This window comes from Desulfosarcina sp. (genome assembly GCF_041551955.1).
In the GTDB taxonomy this organism is placed as follows: domain Bacteria; phylum Desulfobacterota; class Desulfobacteria; order Desulfobacterales; family Desulfosarcinaceae; genus Desulfosarcina.
The window spans coordinates 1-17589 of the sequence record NZ_JBFELV010000063.1; the positions used below are offsets into that span (position 1 = coordinate 1).

The window sequence follows — 17589 nt, forward strand, 5'->3', positions numbered from 1 at the left end:
AAGGCCATGCTTATCGCCGCATAGCAGCGTCAACGCCTCCACGTATTTGGCACGCGTATTGTCTATCACCGTCTGGGGAAGCCCGGGACCGGGAGCCGTTTTGTCCCAATCCAGCGAAATCAGGTAAACGCGCAGATACTGTTTGTCGAAACTTTTCTGTGATCCGCCCGGTGCATAGCTGTCTCTGGGCCAGAACCGTGAGGAATCGGGGGTCAACACTTCATCAATGAGGATCAGTTGTCCATCCACCAAGCCGAATTCAAATTTGGTGTCGGCAATCAGGATCCCTTTTTCACCGGCGATCTGTGCACCTTTTTCGTAAATGGCCAGGGACAGGTCTCGAACCTGTTCCGCCAACGGGGCGCCGATCCGCTCGACCATCTCGTCAAAATCGATATTGATATCGTGTTTGCCCACTTCCTCCTTGGTAGACGGGGTGAAGATCGGCGTTGGCAGTCGGTCGGATTCGACCAGTTCTTCAGGAAGACGAATACCGCACACGGTACCATCTTTCCGGTATGATTTCCAACCGGACCCGGTAATGTAGCCGCGGACCACGCACTCCACGGGAAGCGGCTGGGCTTTTTTAACGACGATGCTGCGACCCTGAAGATCCGCGGCATAGGGTCGGCAGGATTCAGGATAACGCGACACATCGGCGCTAATCACGTGATTGCCGATCAGCGGATTCATTATGTCGAACCAAAACAGGGAAATCTGGGTAAGGACGACGCCTTTGTCCGGAATGGGATCAGGCAGGACCACGTCGAAGGCCGACATGCGGTCCGTGGCTACCATTAGATAGGCATCGCCCAGATCATACATGTCTCGGACCTTGCCCCGTTGAATTAATTTCAGGGTGGGAAAGTCAGTTTCTCGAACGACTCGGGTCATGTGCAGGATTCCTTTTAGGCCAAATCAGCAGGGCATCGCGGTCAGTTCAACCGATGACGTGCACCCGGCTGGATTCATGTATGGGTGGACAATGCGTTGAATGCATCGATGTAGCGGCGAAGGGTCGCCAACGATGCATCTGCAATGGTCAGAAACTGGATGCCCGATTGGTGCAGACCGGTATCGGTGGTCCGACTAAAAACCACTTTTCCACGGATGGTCACCATATCCTCTTTGAGTCCCACGACGACGTCCACCGTGTCATTCTCGCTGAATGCCACGTGGGTTTCCAGCATGATTCCCGACTCAGAGACGTTAATCGTGCGCCCCATGCCTTGCATCATCTCTTTTTCATTTTCATCCAGATTCACATAGTTGAGCAGATAGATGGAGTCCACTCTGGAATGCTTTCTCTTCTCGTTCATTGGGGTTCACCTTTGTCCCGATGGTAAGGGGTTACCGATGTCGAATAGGGCCCTTCATATTTCCTGCCGCGTGTCGTTGTCTGCAGTCACCTCTTTTTTCGATGCCAGGGATCTGCAGACGATATCCGCGGTGACAGACATGCAGGTGGCCATGTTATCCACAATGTTTTTAAATGTCGTCGAGAGCCGGTTGTATTCCTTTTGCAGCGACACGGCCTCGATCTTGGCGATTTTGATATTCTCCGAACCATAAATGGCTGCACCTTCGGGCTCCTGTCCCAGGTGCAGAAAAGGCACATCCCCAAAAAAGTCGCCTTTGTAAAGATGACAAAGAACGACCGGGCCGTTTTCGGCATCTCTCACCACGGATGCCCTGCCTTGTTTTAACACGTAAAGTTGTTTCTCTTCGGTTTTTCCCTGCCGGAGGAGCACCTTTTTGTCTTTTAAGATCTCTGTGGTCTGAACGTTCCCGTCATGATACTCCACGATGCGGTCGGTCAGTTGCTTCATTCGCTTGTCGAGGCTGGTCAAGAATGTTCTGAATTCCAGAGACATGCCGGCGTATTCCTGTGCCAGGCGCTGGGAATCCAGAACACCCAGTTGGACGTTACCCACGGCGACAGCCGTGGCGGTGCGAATGTGCCCCTGCAAAAGAAAAGAAGCCATACTGCCGATAAAACAGCCGTCGCCGATACGGATGATGGGAATGGTGCCCGAATCATCCTCTTTGACGATATCGACGACACCCTCCAATATCACCCAGATCCAGCTGCCGTGCTTTCCCTCTTCAACGATATGCTCACCGTCGAAGAAGTCCTCCTCATCGACGACGTACATGTAATCTACGAGCGGTCCCTTGACGATGGCGGTTTTCGATAGCAACCGTTCCCTATCGGCCGCTTTCTCGGCGGCATTGGCCGGTCCAATCTTCTTGATATGCCCGTCATCCAAAAGTTTCATGCCTTCCAGGATGATTCCCATTCGGCTTTTGTTGATTCGCTTGTCGACCAATATGGCCTCTCGGGTGAATTCAAAAGACCCGCTAACCCAGCCGAAAAGAGAGTAGAGGGCATCGAGACCCTCGATATCTCCGTTTTGGGCATTGACCGGATTCCCCTCGATAAAATAGATGAATCCCGGATCCGGTGCAAAACGGTTGATCAGACGCAGCACGCCCGTGCTGCCGCTTGAACCCAGCAGTTGAATGATGTCTCCCAAAGACAGGAAGCCCAGGCTTCCCGATAACGCCACGCTGTTATTCATCGCAAGGACCGACCTCTACTTTGCCCACTTGAATTCTCTTTGCAAGGATTTCAGTGTTTCCATCAAACACGTCTTCAGCGTCACTCCCACCCCCGTTCCTTTAACGGCACTGCCCGGGAAAGAAGGCACTTTCAGTTGGCGGTTCAGGTCGCGGTCCATCTGTTCAATGGACATGAGGGGAATGCCTTCATCCGCAAGGTCTCTTTTGTTATACTGCATGATCAAAGGGATCTTGAAAATGCTTTTGCCGTACTCCTTGAGGTTGCTCTGCAAATCTTTCAGAGAGATCATATTTTTCTCACGCCGCACCTCCAGGGAGTCCGCCACAAAAACGATGCCGTCCACGCCACGTAAAACCAGTTTACGCGTCGAGCTGTATTTGACCTGACCGGGCACGGTGTAAAGCTGCACACGGATATCGCATCCTTTTATTTTCCCCAGGCCGATAGGCAAAAAGTCGAAAAACAGGGTACGATCACCTTCCGTATTGATGGAAACCATCTCCCCGGTCACTTGTTTTTTGTATGATTTGAAGACATACTCGAGGTTCGTTGTCTTGCCACACCGACCCGGCCCATAGTATACGACCTTACACTCGATTTCCCTTTTTTTCAGGTTGAAAATGGCCATAAAGAATATCCTTAGCTGATGTAATGATGTAGGCGCTGGAGACCTTGTTTAGCCGCAATACATTGCCCGTATTTAAAGATTGACTGCAGCATTGATGAATCGTCAAGTGCTCTTAACTTTTAAATCAAGACAAAAATCACCCTGTTTCGGTCCCGTATCGATCCGTGTCTTATTGGCAACGACAGCCGTCCCCTTGAACATGGCAATGGGGGAGTAGAACTGGATGTCGTCCAGACAGTCCCCATTTTTCAACCCGTCGATCAAGCCTTGGTCATTTTTCGAAATGATCAGGCTCAATGTTCCGCCGGATTGAAAGTTGACATCGAACTCGACCATTTTCCCCTTATGGGTACCGCTGGTAAATGTGATGCCGATGGAGGTGATATCCAGTATCTCCTCCTCGGCTTCAGGCATGCTGAACTCAATGCCGCCGGAATCGGCGTCGGTATCAATTTCATCCCTTTCGCCCTCCGGCACAGGCAGAACCTTGTCAATGCCTTTCCGGTCGACAATCGGTTGAAGATAAGTCCTGATGGATTCCAGTTGGTGGCCGTTGAACAGGTCTCCGGAAAGCCATTGATGGTATTGGTCGATCGCATCGTCCACCGAGGCGATCGCCATCTTGCATCGAATAATGTTCTTGCCTGCGTCCACCCGGTACACGTCATCTTTCAGCAAGGCTTCCAGTTCGACGATCGCCCGTTCGAATTGTCCGAACTTTGCCAGGGCGACGGCTTTTTGCAGATCGTTTTCACCAAACAGGCTTTTGATCAGGTTTTGCCCTTTTTCGGATAATTCAGGAGATGAAGGACCGGTTTCGACCTTCTCCGTCTTTTTTTCAAGGGATTGAATCTTACCCGAAATGGCCTTTAGGAGACTGTCTTTGTTTTTGAGCTTGTCGATCTTGTGGATCATTGCTGACGCTGCATGGTACTTATCTTTGGCTTCGGGGAAGAGTCCCTGGGCACGGTACAATTCGGCTTCATTCAGCAGGGATTTGATTTGCAGGCTGATGTTCATTCACGATCCTGTTTTTGATGAACCGCTAACAGTGGTATTGACCCCCACGGCCCGTCGGGACTGGGAAAAGGCTGAAAAACGGATTCTTTTCCCGTTCTTTCCCCTCTTCATCTCATTCGGCGTGAAATGATTCCCAATGAACCTAATGTTTTGTCACAGAAGGTGTTTTATCCTGTTTGCCCTTTTATTGTCAACATTTGAGAACTAACTTCTTATAAAACAAACGTATTGACATTGACAGGCTGTGTGTTATCAAGTTTTTTCTTCCTCGAACAAATTCGAAATATCGCCATAATAACCCATTAACGCTATAAGGAGCATGTCATGGACAAAAAAGTTACCGTAGTGGGCGCAGGAAATGTGGGAGCCACCGCTGCCCAACGTCTGGCTGAAAAAGAGCTCTGCGATGTGGTCCTGGTGGACATCGTCGAAGGTGTCCCCCAGGGAAAGGCCCTCGACTTGACAGAGGCCGCACCCATTGAGAAACACGATGCCAAACTAACCGGTACCAACGGATATGAAGCGACCGCGGGATCTGACATCGTGATCATTACCGCCGGTATTCCCCGCAAGCCCGGCATGAGCCGGGATGATCTGATCAGCACCAATGCCGGTATCATTAAAAGTGTGACCCAACAGATCGCCAAACACTCTCCGGACGCGATCCTGATTATCGTCAGCAATCCACTGGACGCCATGTGCCACGTGGCCTTCGAAGCTTCCGGGTTCCCCAAGAATCGGGTTCTGGGTATGGCCGGTGTTCTGGACTCAGCCCGTTTCCGGGCGTTCATTGCCATGGAACTGGACGTGTCCGTAGAAAATACCCACGCCTTCGTACTGGGCGGTCATGGCGACACCATGGTTCCCCTGCCCCGCTACTCAACCGTGGCCGGGATCCCCATCACTGAGTTGATGCCCAAGGATCGGATCGATGCGCTGGTGAAACGCACCGCCAACGGCGGGGCAGAAATCGTCGGTCTGCTCAAAACCGGCAGCGCCTACTACGCACCGGCTTCCGCCGCGGTTGAAATGGCCGAATCCATATTGAAAGACAAGAAAAAGGTGCTGCCCTGTGCCGCCTATCTCCAGGGTGAATACGGCATCAACGACCTGTTTATCGGCGTGCCGGTCAAACTGGGCAAAAACGGCATGGAACAGGTGATCGAAATAACGCTGACCGAGGATGAAAAGGCCGCCCTGATGAAATCGGCTGCCGCCGTTCAGGAGCTTAAGAACGATCTGGCCAAACTAGGCTGATGTCCATCCAGAAACGGCATCTTGCGGCCCAGCTCTGCGTTCTCGGGTTATTTAAATCCTCGACGTAGCGCTGCTACGCCTGCGGTTTCAATAACCCTGCGGCCTCGATCTGAGCCACAATCTACCATTTCTGAAAGAACATGATGAATATTAGGATAGGCCCCGCTTAATCGCTTCGGCTAAGGCGGTGTTGATGCCGGGCAGCCTGCTGAGTTCATCCTCGGTGGCTGCCCGGATTTTTTTGAGGCTCCCGAAATGTTTCATCAGCAATCGCTTTCGTTTGGGTCCCACCCCAGCGACGCCGTCCAGTGCTGATTTTATCATTTTGCGGGCCCGCTGTTTACGCTGAAAGGTCAAGGCAAAGCGATGGGCCTCGTCCCGGATCTGCTCGAGCATCAACAATAAACGGCCGTCCGTCCCCAGGTTGACGGGATTGGCTCGGTTGGGCAGGTAGATCTTATCCTGGGTCTCTTCTTTTTCCACGTCTTTTTTGGCGATGCCCGCGATGGCAAACCGCCCCGTCAAGCCCAACCGGCCCAGCACCGCAACGGCAATATTCACCTGCCCTTTTCCGCCGTCCACCAGCAACAGGTCCGGTTCAGGCGTGGATGGTCCGAGCTTCCCGTACCTTCGGCGCAGCACTTCGGCCATGCTGGCATAATCGTCCGGGGAAGATACCGTGCGGGTGGTGTAACGACGGTAGGCGGCCTTGTGGGGCCGCCCAGCCACAAACACCACCATGGCCGATACCGGATTCGTGCCGGCCAGATGGGAATTGTCGAAGCATTCGATGCGCAACGGTATGCGATCCATGCGAAGCCGACGTTTCAGGCCTTCGAGGACGGCAGCTTCCCCGGTCGCTTTCTGGAGCCGCTCGCGAAGGGTGTTTTCTGAATTGTTTTCAGCCATCTCAAGAAGCCGACGTTTCTCACCCCTGATGGGGCGTAGCACCCTCACCCGCCTCATCCGCCATTCCGACAGGGTCTCTTCCAGCAACGCATTATTTTCCGGCAGTTCAGGTACCAGCACCTCCACAGGAATAGCGTGGGCCTGCTGGTAATACTGCGCCAGGAACTGGGCGACCAATTCACCCTTCTCGGGAGCGGCATGAATAAATTCAAAATGCCGGACGCCCTGGAGAAAACCGCGACGAAGGGTCATCACCGTCACCAATCTGAAGTCATGGTTACCACTGATGCCGATCACATCACGATCCATAAAATCAGTGGTTACGGTCACCTGACGTTCCAAGGTTTTTTCCAGGGCAACCATCCGATCCCTTAGCGCCGCGGCTGTTTCAAATTCCAGCGCATCAGAAGCCTTGAGCATGTGGCGACGAATCCGCCTGATCAATTCAGGTGTGCGCCCTTTCAGGAAAAGGATGACCTCTTTGACGATCTCCCGATAGGCTTTCGGGTCGACCGACAGACAGCAGGGCGCCAGGCATTGGCCCATCTGATGGTGGATGCACGGCCGAGTGCGGTGGCTCAGGGTGCGATCGCTGCATTTTCGCAGCGGAAAGGTTTTGTTGATCAGCTTGACGGTCTGCCGAACGGCTTGGGCGGATGAATAGGGTCCGAAATAGACAGCGCCGTCTTTACGCGTTTTACGGACGATTTCTATTCTTGGATAGGCGGCATGGATATCAATGCGGAGGGAAGGATAGCGCTTATCGTCCTTGAGGACCACATTGAAACGGGGTCGGTGTCGCTTGATCAGGTTGGACTCGAGGATCAAGGCCTCTTTCTCCGAGGCGGTGACCACGGTGTCAATTTCCGCCACCCGGGCGACCATCAATGCGGTTTTCGCACCATGGGCGTTCTGTCGTTGGAAGTAGGATGCCACCCGCTTTTTCAGATTGATGGCTTTGCCTACATAGATGATTTCCCCGCCGGCCGCTTTCATCAGGTAGACGCCGGGGCCCTCGGACATGGCGGCAATGATCCCGGTTAGGTGGGTTGATAAATCCGAACAGTCAGGCGTTTGCGCCATGGCGGTCACCATGCTTACGATTCAAACAACAGCCGTTTTCGAAGTGCCTTGATTCGGTCCCGGATCGAGGCGGCCTTCTCAAAGGCCAGCGATTTGGCCGCCGTCTGCATCTGGATTTCCAATTCGCGAACCACAGATTCGATGTCATCTTCCGGATCGAAGACAGCCGGCGCCTCAGCCACTTGCATCGATTCGGTTTCTGCCGTCTGATAGGCGTTGTCGAATATATCCGTAATGCTTTTATGCACGGTTTGCGGGGTGATGTGGTGCACCTCATTGTACTGCTGCTGGATGGCCCGCCGCCGGTTGGTTTCGTCAATTGCTGCTTTCATGGAGGCGGTGATCCGGTCGGCGTAGAGCACGACGGTACCGTTGATGTTCCTGGCCGCCCGGCCGAAGGTCTGGATCAGTGAACGCTTGGATCGTAAAAAGCCTTCTTTGTCCGCATCCAGAATGGCAACCAGGGACACCTCAGGGATATCCAGCCCCTCCCGCAGCAAATTGATGCCAACCAGCGCGTCGAACTTGCCTATCCGCAAATCCCGGATAATGTCCATGCGTTCCATGGTGTGGATATCGGAATGCAGGTATCGAACAGACAGTCCCAGATCGGTATAGTATTCGGTGAGGTCTTCAGCCATCCGTTTGGTCAACGTGGTGACTAGAATTCGCTCACCACGCCGCTGCCGATCCCGAATCTCTCCATACAGGTCATCCACCTGATTGCTGGCGTCACGCACATGTACCACCGGGTCGATGAGTCCAGTGGGCCGTACGATCTGCTCCACGACCCGGCCCTTCGAGGCGGACAGTTCGTAGTCTGCCGGGGTGGCCGACACATAAACGATCTGGTTGATGCGGCTGGACCACTCCTCGAACTGGAGCGGTCGGTTGTCAAGGGCCGAGGGCAACCGGAATCCATAGTCGACCAATGTTGTTTTGCGAGACCGGTCTCCCTTGTACATGGCTCGAATCTGTGACACGGCGATGTGGCTCTCATCCACGAAAATAAGGAAATCTTTGGGAAAATAATCGAGCAGCGTTGGCGGTGGCTGGCCGGCCAGGCGGCCGGTCAAGTGTCTAGAGTAGTTCTCGATGCCGTTGCAGTAGCCGATTTCCTGGATCATTTCCAGATCGAAGCGCGTGCGCTCTTCGATGCGTTGGGCCTCGATGAGCTTGTTTTCATTCCGGAAATAATCGACGCGATCCTTCAGTTCCCGAACGATGGTTTTGGTGGCCCGCTCGAGCGTCGATTTGCGCGTCACGTAGTGGCTGGCAGGAAACAGGGTGATCTGGTCAAGGCGCCGGAGGGTGGTTCCTTTCAGGGGATCGAATTCGAAGATGTGTTCGATCTCGTCCCCAAAAAAATCGATGCGGACGGCCGTGTCTTCCTCGTAGGCGGGAAAAATTTCCACCCGATCACCACGCACTCGAAAAACACCGCGGTGAAAATCCATGTCGTTGCGCTGGTAGTGGATGGACACCAGCTGATAGAGCAGCCGCTCCCGAGGAAGATCCATGCCGGCCGCGATGTCGATGCGCATGGAGAGGTAGTCCTCCGGTGCGCCCAAACCGAAAATACAGGAGACACTGGCCACCACCACCACATCAGATCGAGACAGCACGTTGCGGGTGGCTGAATGACGCATTTTATCGATCAGTTCATTGATGGAGGAATCCTTCTGGATATACGTATCCGTGGTGGGAATATAGGCTTCGGGCTGATAGTAGTCGTAGTAGCTGACAAAATATTCGACGGCATTGTCTGGAAAAAGGGACCGGAATTCGTTGTAGAGCTGGGCCGCCAGGGTCTTGTTAGGCGCCAGAATCAGCGACGGGCGGTTGACCGTGGAGATGATGTTGGCCATGGTGAAGGTCTTGCCGGAACCGGTTACGCCCAGCAGCACCTGGCTTTTTGTGCCCCTTTGGATCTGTTCGGAGATGGTATGGATGGCCTGCGTCTGGTCGCCACAGGGACTAAAGTCGGATACGAGCTTGAAAGCTGACATGTGGGATCAAGTGGCCACTTTCCATTGGGTTCCGCCACCCTTATCCTCCAAAAGGATCCCGGCTTGTTCCAGCTGATCACGGATGTCGTCGGCCCGCTTCCAGTCTTTGCTTTGGCGGGCAGCGGCGCGTTCAGCCACCAGTGCCTCAATCGCTTCGGCAGAAATCGCGATCGTCTCCAGGTGACTGTCGACCCGTCGATCGAAAAAGGATTGCCAGGGTTGTTGGAGAATCCCCAATATATTGCCTATTCGCTTCAGGTCAGCGGTCATGGATGACAAGGCATCCTTGGCTTTCGACGATGGGTCCGCTTCATCCAGTATCCGGTTGGCGTCTTTCAGCAGATTGAACAGGATGCCGACACCCTTGGCCGTGTTGAAGTCATCGTCCATGGCTTCACAAAAGGCCGGCCAATAGCCGCTGTTGGTCGCTTCTTCACCGTTCGCCTCGGTCAGCCCGGCCGCCTGATCCAGCCGTTTGCGAACCCCATAAATTTTGTCCAGGGCCTTTTCCGATTCTTTCAAATTTTGGTCGGAAAAATCGATCGGGCTGCGATAATGGCTCGAGAGCAGAAACAGTCGGACCGTTTCGGGGTGGTAGGATTGCAGGATATCCTTGATCATCAGAAAATTGTTCAAGGATTTGGACATTTTTTGGTTGTCGATGTTCACGAACCCGTTGTGCATCCAAAATCGGGCGAACGGTTTTCCGTGGGCGGCTTCGGACTGTGCGATTTCGTTTTCGTGGTGGGGAAAAATAAGGTCCTTGCCCCCGCCGTGGATGTCAAACGTGTCACCGAGAAACCGGCTGCTCATGGCCGAACACTCGATATGCCAGCCGGGCCGACCCTCGCCCCAAGGGCTTGGCCATGACGGTTCACCCGGTTTGGCTGCTTTCCAAAGCACGAAGTCGAAAGGGTTGCGTTTGTTCTCGTTGATCTCGACCCGGCTGCCGGCAACCATATCGGCCAGTTTGCGACCGGATAGTTTTCCATAGTCGTTGAAGGTTTCCACCGCATAAAACACATCACCGTCAACCAGGTAGGCAGCCTTTTTTTCCACCAGGTTCCTGATGATCTCGATGATGTCATCGATATGCTCCGTGACTCTCGGTTCTTGGTCGGCGCGCATGACGTTGAGCGCATCCATGTCACGGTGGAATTCGCTGATATATTTTTCTGCCAGTTGGATCGCATCCATGCCAACCGAGTTTGCCCGGTTGATGATTTTGTCATCCACATCCGTGAAGTTCCGGACGTAGGTGACCTTGAAATCCATGGCCCGCAAGTAGCGTACCACCACATCGAACACCACCACCGAACGGGCATGCCCCACGTGGCATGAGTCATAAACGGTCGGGCCGCACACATATATCCTGACCTGACCGGGCGACACCGGTTCAAATGTCTCTTTTGATTTGGTCAGTGTGTTGTAGATTCGCATAACCATCTTTAAAGAACCTCGCCGATGGGTTTAGTTGCCGGTCTCCGGCGTTGTGGCTTGAAGCAGAACCACACACATGGCGGCAATGCCGTCTCCATGGCCGATGGCACCGAGCCCTTCGGTGGTCGTGGCTTTGATGTTGATTTTCCGTTTGTCCACGGACATTCCGTCAGCCATGCGGGCCACCATACGGTCTTTGTAAGGCGATAGGCGCGGCGCCTGGGCGAACACGGTGGCGTCCAGGTTGACCAACTCCATTCCCGATTCGCTGACCCGTCGGTAGACCGTGGTCAACAGCTCGATGCTGTATATGTTGCAGTAGCGGGGATCCGTATCGGGGAAATGATCCCCGATGTCCCCCATTCCCACCGCACCGAGAAGCGCATCGCAGGCGGCATGCACCAGAACATCTGCGTCTGAATGTCCCAGCAGCCCTTTTTCAAATGAAATAGTTTCGCCGCCTAGCACCAGTTTTCGGCCCGGCACCAACCGATGAATGTCATATCCCAATCCGATGCGTGTCATAATGAGCGAATATTCGTTTCAGATGATCGTAGGAGAAGGCTTCTTAGCATACTTGGCATTGGCCGTAAAGCAGCACCTAATTTTATTAAAGTAGGAAGCCACAACAGGAAAGCAAGTGCAAGACAATCACCCAAGGCGTGTTTTTTTTCCGGTGACGGCGAAGGCGTTGACGGGTTTGAACTTTCCCTTGGCATGAATCTGACCCAAAGGATGGGCGTCACATCGGTGTTTTACCTGGTTCCAGGTATTCTCGGAGATCAGAATCTGGTCGGGCTTTGCCGCGGAGCACAACCGGGAGGCCGTGTTGACGGTGTCTCCGATGACCGAGTAGCTCATGGTATGCGAACTCCCGATGTATCCGGCCATGAGATTGCCGGTATTGATGCCGATGCCGAACTTGATTTCCGGACGGCCCTTATCCAGGCTTTTTCGATTGAACCCGGCGAGCGCGGTTTTCATTTCCAGCGCGGCCATCACGGCCCGGTGGGGATCGTCATGATGGGCGACGGGCGCTCCCCAGATCACCATCATCTCATCACCAATGAATTTATCCACCGTTCCTTCATGGCGAAACACCACTTCCACCAACACTTCGTAGTACTCGTTGAGAAGGCGCAGGACGTCAGATGCCTGATAGTTTTCGCTGATGGTGGAAAACCCCCGGATATCCACAAACAGGACCGTTGCAACCCGGTCCTTACCGCCCTTTTCAACCTTCAATTCACCGGAAACGACCCTCTCGGCAAGATCCGGTGAGAGCAGGCGTTGAAACCGTTCACGGGTGGCGGCATCACGCTCGAGCGTGGCTTCTGCTTTTTTCCGTTCATTGATGGTGTATTGTGCATGCGAGCCGAATATGGCGAACAGGCACAGCACGATAATTCTCGTCCATACCTCGTCCAGGTTTATGCCCAGCAACTGCTCGAGCAGGGTGCCGTAACTGGTAAAAATAGACAAAAATGAGTCAAGTACCCAGTAGACCACCGCCAGCATAAAACCGATCAGCATCATGTGGTCGGTCAGACGGACAGAACGGTTTGGCATCTTCATAGAGGTCTTTCCAGAAAAATTTTACTGGTCATCTGATCCTGTGGCCATGCCACCTGCGAATGAGGTCGGATGGGGCCGGTGAAGGCTTCCGGTATTTTTCATGCCCCTGGCAAGTGAGTTTTCTCCAGGGTCGTCGTCCTGATGAAAATAGAAGGCAGATCGCTTTTTTTCAAGAACTAATGCGCCATGTTGCACATTTTTCATGATTCCGACGCCGGATGTACGGGCCCCCCCATCGGATGGCACTAACCTGGAACACCCCCTGGCAATTGGGAAATATCCAATAATAAAATAAAGATAAGCCCCATCGCCGCCGACTATTAGGCCTTGACAAACACAGGTGAAATAGTTCAAAATCGTAACCGTTTGAATGTGTTATCGACTTTAGCCAATCCTCGCCGCAACGGCCCGGAAGGCTACAGGCAACTGAAGCGCGTTTTAGACACACGACAGCCATACCGATACGGAGTGCTGAATTGGTGCGAAAGGACGAGATTTCTTCCACTGAGAAACTGCTGGATCTGATCCGATACAATACTCCCCACCCGTCAACCGTCAACCCAACCGAACCTGCCGCGCCATCCCAAAAAATAAGACTGCTCAATGCGCTGACTTTCCAGAAAGCCATCGGGATTGGCGTCGAAATCGGCAACCGCTGCATCAAGATCGCCAAGATCAACCGGGTCTCGGACAAGTCCTTCGAACTTTTGGACTACGAGACCGTCGATGTCGACCATGCCGACAAATTCGATACGCCCCGGTTGGCCAAGGCGCTGGCTGCGATATTGACGCGATTCTGCACCGGCCTGAAGCGTTATGATATTTGGTGCTGCGTGGCATCGGCAAAAGTGGAAACCCGGTGCATCCGCATTCCCAAACTGCCTAAAAAGCAGATTCCCAACGCGGTTTTCTGGACATTCTCGAAAGAAGTCTCTTTCAGCGAAAAGGAGATGTTGCTGGATTTCAGGATACTGGGCGATGTGAATGAAAACGGCATGACCAAAACCCAAGTTATGACCTTCACCATCCCCATTGCCGAAACGGAAGCCCTGAAGAAACTTTTCAGCAGGGCGGGGTATCCGCTTACCGGCATTTCGATCGTCCCCTTTGCCATCCAAAACCTGTTGAAGACCGGTGTCGTTGAGGAGACCGGGCAGAACACCTGCTGCCTGTTCATCGGCCGGGACTGGTCACGCATAACGATCTACGCCGATGGCGACCTAATCCTTTCGCGGGGCATCAAGGCCGGTATGCACAGCATGATCGACGCCATCGCCGAACAATACCGACACCCGTCACCCGAAGACATAACCCCGACGCTGCCCAAGGAAAACCGCGACACGGACCCTGACGAAGCAGATGATGAATATCATGCCGCCGCCCAGGAGGATTTTTACCGATTCCTGGATGCTGACAGCCAAACCGCCGCCCGGGTTCAAGATGGTAAGCCGGTCGATATATTTCAGATCATCTATCCCGCCATCGATCGTTTGATCAAGCAGGTGGAGCGCACCATTGCGCACTTTTCAATGCATTTCAAACGATCCAGCGTCAGTGATATTCTCATTTCCGGTAAAATGACGGCCAACTCGGCAGTGATTTCCCACATCGGATCTCAACTGGGCGTGCCGGTCCATATTTTGAACCCGTTTCCCCACCCGCATGCCTTTACTCAACACGTAACCATACCGGACCTGCCGGCGCAGAAAGAGAGTTTCGTTCCGGCTATCGGAATCGGGCTCTCCTCCAACGAACTGACCCCCAATTTCCTCTTCACCTATCGTCATCGGGAGCAAAGGAACCGCGCCCGCCAGATCCGAATCAGTATTTCAGCCGCCAGCATCGGTTTTCTGGCGTTGTTGTTTTGCGGCTTTTTATGGCAGGAGCACCACCTATCCGTGAAAGCCGCTGAGATGGACCGTTTAATCCAAACAAGGGATGCATTCAATGTCCCGTTGACGCAGGAACTGGTCATGGCCCTTTATGCACAGGCAAACCAGAAAAGAGACTTGATCGCCACCTTGAGCCAGCGTTATTCCAGTTCCGCGGTCATGGCAGAGGTCATCCACCTCACACCGGCCAATATTCAATTGATCGCCTTGAGTGCCGACATGGATCCACGCGAGCCGAATGCAAAAACGCAAACAGGATCGACATTGGTGATTGAAGGCGTTGTCACGGGTGACAGGATCCGTTTTGAAACGGATCTGGCCAGCTTCATGCTCACAATTGATGATTCACCGCTGTTTCACAGGCCTGTTGTCAAAAACAAGCGCCTTCAGTATTTGGATGACCGTCAGGTTCTGCGGTTTTCCATCCAATTCGAACTCGCATGACCGACAAACGGCCATAAAAACAGGACCGATGTGATAACACGATGACCGCCATGAAAAACCAAAGCAGCCCCATTCTGGTGATTCTCTGCGCCTTCGGCCTGCTGGCCTTTCTGGCCCTGGTGCTCTATCCAAACTATCGCACCATGAAGGATTACGACCGGCAGATATCCGCGTTGAACCGAGAAATCGCCTTGCGGCAGGCATTGTCTCCCATTTACAGCAAACTGGTTGATCAGTTACGCATGGCCCCGTCGACACAGTTGAAGGCTCCAGAAAAAAAGGCGCTGGACGTCGCGAATACCGGGCGGCTGGCTCAAATTTTTCAAGAAATCGCCGACAACGCCGAACTGACACTTGAAAGTGTAATCCCTGATGCGCAGAGCGTTGATCAGGGCAACAGACGGTTGATGGTAGAGGTCGTCTTCCGAGGTGAATTATTAAATGTTCAGCCGCTGATCAACACCATCGTCGAGCAGTCTTTTGTGGACCGGATTCATCGCATTCAGGTCCGCAGCGCAGAGGAAAACAAATGGATCAATCTCTCCGTGTCGCTGTTGCACCGCTGATTTCGGTCGCGTGCGCCATGACGCTTTAAGGTATCGATGACTGTACGGGAAAAGATTATCGTTTCTATCATGGCGGCAACCGTGTTGTTGGGTGGATACTTGTATTGGTGGCCGGTGACGATCGACAGCCGACGGGTCGTTCAAAACCAGTCGGACGGCCAGGCGCTCGAGTTTGCCCGAAACGTCAATCAAAAATTCAAAGAAGACACTGCGTTGAACATGGATCTGTTCATCATCCGCAGTGCCGAACGCAATTGGGAAAAGGATCCATTTTTAAAAAAGGGAACACTGCTCTCGGATACCCCGCAGCGTGACGCTGCGGTCGCTGCCAGTCCCAACGCCGGAATCCAGCCGAACCTGGCGTACACCGGTTATCTCGAAGTGGGGACGCAGCGCCTGGCCATAATCAATGGGATCGAGTACACATCGGGGGAAGCCGTCGATGGCAAGGGACACTACGTTCGCCGCATTCATCCGCATCAGGTCGAAATCGGCAATCAACACACACCGGGTGTGATTATATTGAAATTGATCGAATACGAAGCCATCACTGGCAAATAGATCGACCATAAGGGAGCCCCATGTCATCCAATCATCGCAACCCATTGGTACCCTTCGTGTTGGCAGCCCTTTTTCTGTTGTCCTGTCTCGCCGGATGCAGCCAACAAAAAACCCAAAAAAAAGAGACGCTTTTCGACCAGTGGCAGGCCAGAGCCGCCGAATCCAGAGGATTTTCACCGCCCGAACAGCATCGAATCATCGATATGCCGGAGGTATCGCCGCCAGCCGATAAAATGGCGGGGGTGGAGAGTCAGATCGACAAATTGCTGCCCGACAAGCCGGTCACCCTGAAAATACACCAGGCCGACATCTCTGTGCTGTTGCGTGCCCTGGCGCGTTCCGTCGGCATCAGCATCATCATCAACAACTCGGTCAAGGGGGTCACCAGCCTCAACGTAAATAAGCTTCCATGGAGTCAGGTGTTTAAAGGCATCCTCAAAACGCACGGTCTCTCCTACGCCTGGGAAGGGGACCTGCTCCGCATCATCACCCTCGACGACAAAGCCGACATGGTCCGCCAATTGGAGGCGGATCAGAAAATTCTGTCCACACGCAGGCAAATGGAACTTTCCGAGCCGCTGTTGACCAAAATCGTGCATGTCGACTACGCGAATGCCGGGAAGCTGAAAACCAATCTGGAAAAATTCCTGACGGAAGCGGACAGCGGAAAAATACTTGGATCGGTGTTGTTGGATGAACACAACAATGCGTTGATTATCCAGGCGACCCGCAGCGACCTCGAACGGATGATTGCATTGATTACCGAACTGGACCAGCCCACGGCCCAGGTGCTCATCGAAGCGCACATCATCGAGGCCAACAGTGAAACGGCCAGGGAGCTTGGCGTGCAGTGGGGCGGGCTCTACACCGGCAACGACTACTGGGTCACCCCCAATGCCAGCGACAGCATCGGATTGACCGCCTCGGACCCGGTAAATCCGTCCTCCGGCCTGGCGGTGAATTTTCCTGCCGATTTATCGGGCGCCACCGTTGCCGGCTCCGGTTTTACTATGGGGATGATTGTCCAGTCCGGCGGACTGCTGCTCGCCGCTCAACTCAATGCGCTGGAAGAAGAGGGCAAGCTCAATATATTATCCAATCCATCCATCACCACGCTGGACAATCAGACAGCCATCATCGAAAGTGGCGATGAAGTCCCCTTCCAGACGGTGGACGACAACAAGGTCCAGATCGAATACAAGAAGGCCGTGCTTCGGCTGGAAGTGACCCCGCATGTTATCGAAGGCGATACGTTAAAAATGGACATCACCACCAACAAGGATGAACTGGATTTTACCCGCACCGTATCCGGAAACCCCACGGTGATCACCAAAAGAGCCCAAACCAATGTGGTGCTGTTTAACGGTCAGACCACGGTGATCGGCGGTTTGAACAAACAGACCGACCGGGGCGTCGACTATGGCCTTCCCTGGCTTCGACACGTCCCCGGTTTGGGCTACCTGTTCAAAGGAGAATCGAAAAGCAACCAAATGCAGGAGCTATTAATCTTTATTACGCCCCATATTCTGAAAAAACGGGCAACGGTGACCATGGTGCCCAAGGACAAGGACGAGGCGCCGCCGGCTCAATAGCAACCCGAGTGTTGTACGGCCCGTTAACC

The 17589-nt window shown here is 53.4% G+C and carries 15 protein-coding genes; 5 read left to right on the plus strand and 10 right to left on the minus strand.

The features are described 5' to 3' along the window. The 5 genes from ABYV26_RS07220 to ABYV26_RS07240 all read right to left on the minus strand — a co-directional run. The coding region (locus ABYV26_RS07220) for a phosphoribosylaminoimidazolesuccinocarboxamide synthase (protein ID WP_372679567.1) at positions 1-894 on the minus strand (894 nt) is incomplete at its 3' end. A gap of 74 nt (positions 895-968) precedes the next feature. Beyond that, positions 969-1319 (minus strand): PilZ domain-containing protein, encoded by a 351-nt coding sequence (locus ABYV26_RS07225; RefSeq protein ID WP_372679568.1) that lies wholly within the window; start codon positions 1317-1319, stop codon positions 969-971. 54 nt (positions 1320-1373) lie between these two features. Further along, the gene (locus tag ABYV26_RS07230) at positions 1374-2582 is read right to left on the minus strand and encodes a cyclic nucleotide-binding domain-containing protein (protein ID WP_372679570.1); all 1209 of its coding nucleotides are present in this window, start codon (positions 2580-2582) and stop codon (positions 1374-1376) included. Positions 2583-2597: 15 nt separating this feature from the next. Beyond that, positions 2598-3212 carry an ATP/GTP-binding protein gene (locus tag ABYV26_RS07235; protein WP_372679572.1) on the minus strand — a complete coding sequence of 205 codons (615 nt, stop codon included), beginning with the start codon at positions 3210-3212 and terminating at the stop codon, positions 2598-2600. A gap of 102 nt (positions 3213-3314) precedes the next feature. Next, positions 3315-4232 (minus strand): tetratricopeptide repeat protein, encoded by a 918-nt coding sequence (locus tag ABYV26_RS07240; RefSeq protein ID WP_372679574.1) that lies wholly within the window; start codon positions 4230-4232, stop codon positions 3315-3317. A 324-nt stretch (positions 4233-4556) separates the two neighbouring features. Here ABYV26_RS07240 and mdh point away from each other — a divergent pair, with 324 nt between their 5' ends. Then, positions 4557-5489, plus strand: a complete 933-nt coding sequence (gene mdh / locus ABYV26_RS07245; RefSeq protein ID WP_372679576.1) for a malate dehydrogenase — start codon at positions 4557-4559, stop codon at positions 5487-5489. Between the two features lie 150 nt (positions 5490-5639). Here the strand turns inward: mdh and uvrC are convergent, their stop codons facing one another. The 5 genes from uvrC to ABYV26_RS07270 all read right to left on the minus strand — a co-directional run bounded on the left by uvrC (position 5640) and on the right by ABYV26_RS07270 (position 12505). Next, on the minus strand, positions 5640-7481 hold the full coding sequence (gene uvrC / locus ABYV26_RS07250; RefSeq protein ID WP_372679578.1) for an excinuclease ABC subunit UvrC: 1842 nt from the start codon (positions 7479-7481) through the stop codon (positions 5640-5642). A gap of 14 nt (positions 7482-7495) precedes the next feature. Beyond that, the gene (uvrB, locus tag ABYV26_RS07255) at positions 7496-9490 is read right to left on the minus strand and encodes an excinuclease ABC subunit UvrB (protein WP_372679580.1); all 1995 of its coding nucleotides are present in this window, start codon (positions 9488-9490) and stop codon (positions 7496-7498) included. Between the two features lie 6 nt (positions 9491-9496). After that, positions 9497-10936, minus strand: a complete 1440-nt coding sequence (gene cysS / locus ABYV26_RS07260; RefSeq protein WP_372679582.1) for a cysteine--tRNA ligase — start codon at positions 10934-10936, stop codon at positions 9497-9499. A 24-nt stretch (positions 10937-10960) separates the two neighbouring features. Then, positions 10961-11455 (minus strand): 2-C-methyl-D-erythritol 2,4-cyclodiphosphate synthase, encoded by a 495-nt coding sequence (gene ispF, locus ABYV26_RS07265; RefSeq protein WP_372679584.1) that lies wholly within the window; start codon positions 11453-11455, stop codon positions 10961-10963. A gap of 126 nt (positions 11456-11581) precedes the next feature. Beyond that, positions 11582-12505, minus strand: a complete 924-nt coding sequence (locus ABYV26_RS07270; RefSeq protein ID WP_372679586.1) for an adenylate/guanylate cyclase domain-containing protein — start codon at positions 12503-12505, stop codon at positions 11582-11584. A gap of 479 nt (positions 12506-12984) precedes the next feature. Between ABYV26_RS07270 and ABYV26_RS07275 the strand changes: the two genes are divergently transcribed. From ABYV26_RS07275 to pilQ, 4 genes are read left to right on the plus strand one after another with little or no spacing between them, the layout of a single operon-like run. Next, the gene (locus ABYV26_RS07275) at positions 12985-14841 is read left to right on the plus strand and encodes a hypothetical protein (protein WP_372679588.1); all 1857 of its coding nucleotides are present in this window, start codon (positions 12985-12987) and stop codon (positions 14839-14841) included. 50 nt (positions 14842-14891) lie between these two features. Continuing rightward, positions 14892-15407, plus strand: coding sequence for a hypothetical protein (locus ABYV26_RS07280; protein ID WP_372679590.1), 516 nt, complete (start codon positions 14892-14894; stop codon positions 15405-15407). Positions 15408-15443: 36 nt separating this feature from the next. Further along, a complete protein-coding gene (locus tag ABYV26_RS07285; RefSeq protein WP_372679591.1) occupies positions 15444-15968 on the plus strand; it encodes a hypothetical protein in 525 nt (174 codons plus the stop codon). Between the two features lie 20 nt (positions 15969-15988). After that, the gene (gene pilQ / locus ABYV26_RS07290) at positions 15989-17560 is read left to right on the plus strand and encodes a type IV pilus secretin PilQ (protein ID WP_372679593.1); all 1572 of its coding nucleotides are present in this window, start codon (positions 15989-15991) and stop codon (positions 17558-17560) included. Positions 17561-17589 lie beyond the last annotated feature (29 nt).

Bases quoted from the DNA above. Each gene is read 5' to 3' on its own strand.
- ABYV26_RS07270 (WP_372679586.1), bottom strand. From the start codon at position 12,505: ATGAAGATGCCAAACCGTTCTGTCCGTCTGACCGACCACATGATGCTG.
- ABYV26_RS07280 (WP_372679590.1), top strand. From the start codon at position 14,892: ATGAAAAACCAAAGCAGCCCCATTCTGGTGATTCTCTGCGCCTTCGGC.
- mdh (WP_372679576.1), top strand. From the start codon at position 4,557: ATGGACAAAAAAGTTACCGTAGTGGGCGCAGGAAATGTGGGAGCCACC.
- ABYV26_RS07225 (WP_372679568.1), bottom strand. From the start codon at position 1,319: ATGAACGAGAAGAGAAAGCATTCCAGAGTGGACTCCATCTATCTGCTC.
- pilQ (WP_372679593.1), top strand. From the start codon at position 15,989: ATGTCATCCAATCATCGCAACCCATTGGTACCCTTCGTGTTGGCAGCC.
- uvrC (WP_372679578.1), bottom strand. From the start codon at position 7,481: ATGGCGCAAACGCCTGACTGTTCGGATTTATCAACCCACCTAACCGGG.
- ispF (WP_372679584.1), bottom strand. From the start codon at position 11,455: ATGACACGCATCGGATTGGGATATGACATTCATCGGTTGGTGCCGGGC.
- ABYV26_RS07240 (WP_372679574.1), bottom strand. From the start codon at position 4,232: ATGAACATCAGCCTGCAAATCAAATCCCTGCTGAATGAAGCCGAATTG.
- cysS (WP_372679582.1), bottom strand. From the start codon at position 10,936: ATGGTTATGCGAATCTACAACACACTGACCAAATCAAAAGAGACATTT.
- ABYV26_RS07230 (WP_372679570.1), bottom strand. From the start codon at position 2,582: ATGAATAACAGCGTGGCGTTATCGGGAAGCCTGGGCTTCCTGTCTTTG.
- uvrB (WP_372679580.1), bottom strand. From the start codon at position 9,490: ATGTCAGCTTTCAAGCTCGTATCCGACTTTAGTCCCTGTGGCGACCAG.
- ABYV26_RS07235 (WP_372679572.1), bottom strand. From the start codon at position 3,212: ATGGCCATTTTCAACCTGAAAAAAAGGGAAATCGAGTGTAAGGTCGTA.
- ABYV26_RS07285 (WP_372679591.1), top strand. From the start codon at position 15,444: ATGACTGTACGGGAAAAGATTATCGTTTCTATCATGGCGGCAACCGTG.